Raw genomic sequence first — 1,780 nt, 5'->3', positions numbered from 1 at the left:
TCGAACTCAATCGTCCCAGGCGGCTTGCTGGTGCAGTCATACACCACCCGGTTAACCCCCTTCACCTCATTCACGATCCGGTTCGTCACCTTCCCAAGCACCTCCCAGGGCAGCTGCGCCGCCTCAGCAGTCATGAAATCCGAGGTAGTCACCGCCCGTAAGGCAACCGCATAATCATAGGTTCTCTCATCGCCCATGCAGCCCACGCTTCTCATATTGGTGAGCGCTGCAAAGTACTGTCCAAGCCCCTTATCCACACCGGCCTTTGCGATTTCCTCCCGGTAGATGGCGTCGGCCTCCTGTACCATCTTGACCTTGTCAGCCGTCACCTCGCCGATGATACGGATGCCCAGTCCCGGACCCGGGAAGGGCTGCCTGTAGACAAGGTACTCCGGAATGCCAAGCTCCAGTCCCGCCTTCCGCACCTCATCCTTGAACAAAAGCCGCAAGGGCTCGATAATCTCCTTAAAATCCACGCAGTCGGGAAGCCCCCCCACATTGTGGTGGGACTTGATCACTGCGGATTTTCCAAGGCCACTTTCGATCACATCAGGGTAAATGGTTCCCTGCACCAGATAATCCACGGAACCAATTTTCTTTGCTTCCTCTTCAAACACCCGGATAAATTCCTCGCCTATGATTTTGCGCTTCTGCTCCGGCTCCGTTACTCCCGCCAGTCTTTCATAAAAACGCTCCTGGGCGTTTACCCGGATAAAATTCAAATCATAAGGGCCTTGTGGGCCGAATACGGCTTCCACCTCGTCGCCCTCATTTTTGCGCAAAAGGCCATGATCCACAAACACGCAGGTGAGCTGTTTTCCCACCGCCTTTGCCAAAAGCACCGCCGCCACAGAGGAGTCCACCCCGCCTGACAGCGCGCACAGCACCTTGCCGTCTCCTACCTTCTCTCTCAGCTCCCGGATGCTGGTTTCCACAAAGGAATCCATCTTCCACTGGCCGCTGCACCCGCATATATTGATCACAAAATTGTGCAGCATTTTCATTCCCTCCTGGGTGTGCATTACCTCAGGATGAAACTGCACCGCATAGAGCTTTCTTTCCTCATTTTCCATGGCCGCCACAGGACAGACAGGGGTTTTTGCGGTCACGCAGAAGCCCTCCGGCGCCCTCTCAATATAATCCGTATGGCTCATCCAGCAGATCGTAGTTTCTGAAACTCCCTGGAACAAGGCCTTATGGGTGTCCACAGTCACCTCAGTCTTGCCGTATTCGCTCACAGGGGCCGTTGCCACCTTTCCCCCCAGCATGTGCGCCATAAGCTGGGAGCCGTAACAGATTCCCAGAATGGGAATCCCAAGCTCAAACACCGCCTGATCGCACAGTGGGGAATCCTCACCGTAGACACTGTTTGGCCCACCAGTGAAAATAATCCCTTTAGGATTCATTTCCTTCAGCTTCCCCACGGGAAGATTGTAGGGATGTACCTCGCAGTAAACATTGCATTCTCTCACTCTCCTGGCGATCAGCTGGTTGTACTGCCCGCCAAAGTCGAGAACTATGATCATTTCTTTCTCCATCTAGCACCTCTTTCATCTGCCGTCCCCGGCAGGTGTCTGGTTGTATCCTCTGCTCCCTATTATAAAGACAATGCTCCCGCTTGTCAAAGCCTTATGGCTTTTCGTTTGTGTCAAGTGTTCGTTGGCAACTTTCCATTTGCTTTTCTCAATGATATTCGCCTTGTTTTTTTGTACTCTAAATAAACCCTTATGAATTCAGGTCTTTCGATTAACAAAAGGCTCTTTTGAATGCCTTTCTTGAT

General features: G+C 52.5%; 1 protein-coding gene. It reads right to left on the bottom strand.

Translation table 11 applies throughout. From position 1 onward, the window contains the following. A partial coding sequence (gene guaA / locus AC1WIP_RS15485) for a glutamine-hydrolyzing GMP synthase (RefSeq protein ID WP_481142671.1) occupies positions 1–1,538 on the bottom strand: 1,538 nt, incomplete at its 3' end. Between the last annotated feature and the right edge of the window lie 242 nt (positions 1,539–1,780).

The sequence above is a fragment of the Acetatifactor sp. genome, from assembly GCF_982438285.1.
Note: the sequence above shows the minus strand (reverse complement) of the source record. Positions and strands in the feature narration are given on the sequence as shown.